Genomic DNA, 811 nt, shown 5'->3' with positions numbered 1-811 from the left:
GCGCCGCGTTCGGAGGTGGAGCGGGTGCTGGCCGAGGTGTTCGCCTCGGTGTTGGGCGTGGGGCGTGTGGGTGTGCACGACGACTTCTTCGCGCTGGGCGGGGACTCCATCCTGAGCATCCAGGTGGTCTCCCGGTCTCGTCGTGATGGGGTGGTGGTCTCTTCCCGGGACGTGTTCGCGCGCTCGTCGGTGGCGGCGTTGGCGGAGGTGGCCCGGGTGGAGGGTGCCCGGGTCGCGCCGGTGGGTCCGGTGTCGGGTCCGGTGGTGGGTACTCCGATCACGGAGTGGTTCTTCGCCACGCATCCGGTGGCTCCGGATCACTTCACGATGGCGGTGATGTTGGACCTGGTCGAGCGGGTCCAGGCAGGGGTGCTGGAGCGGGCTCTGCGCGCTCTGGCGGTTCAGCACGACATGTTGCGGTTGCGTGCGGACGAAGGCGGGTTGCGGGTCCTGGGGGTGGGGGAGGCCCGGTTCGACCTGGCGGTCGTGGACCTGGGTGAGGTGGAGCCCGGGGATCGTGAACGGGTCGTACGTGAGCGGACCGAGGCCGAGCAGGCTTCCCTGTCCCTGTCGGAAGGACCGGTGGTACGTGCGGTCCTCTTCCGGCAAGAGGGTGTGGATCGGTTGTTGCTGACCGCCCATCACCTGGTGGTGGATGGTGTGTCCTGGCGGGTGTTGTTGGAGGACCTGGGCACGGCCTATCGGCGGTCGGTCGAGGGCGGGGAAGTGGATCTGGGGTCGCGTAGTACGCCCTTCCCGGTGTGGGCGGAGCGGTTGGCCCGACACACCGCCGAGGGCGGCTTCGACGACG

General features: G+C 69.4%; 1 protein-coding gene. It reads left to right on the top strand.

Annotated features, from left to right (window positions below; translation table 11 throughout):
* Positions 1-811 (top strand): condensation domain-containing protein (locus NLI01S_RS24830; protein ID WP_223809382.1); only part of this gene is annotated, 811 nt, incomplete at both ends.

It is taken from the genome of Nocardiopsis listeri NBRC 13360 (assembly GCF_001570765.1).
Classification (GTDB): Bacteria; Actinomycetota; Actinomycetes; order Streptosporangiales; family Streptosporangiaceae; genus Nocardiopsis; species Nocardiopsis listeri.
Note: the sequence above shows the minus strand (reverse complement) of the source record. Positions and strands in the feature narration are given on the sequence as shown.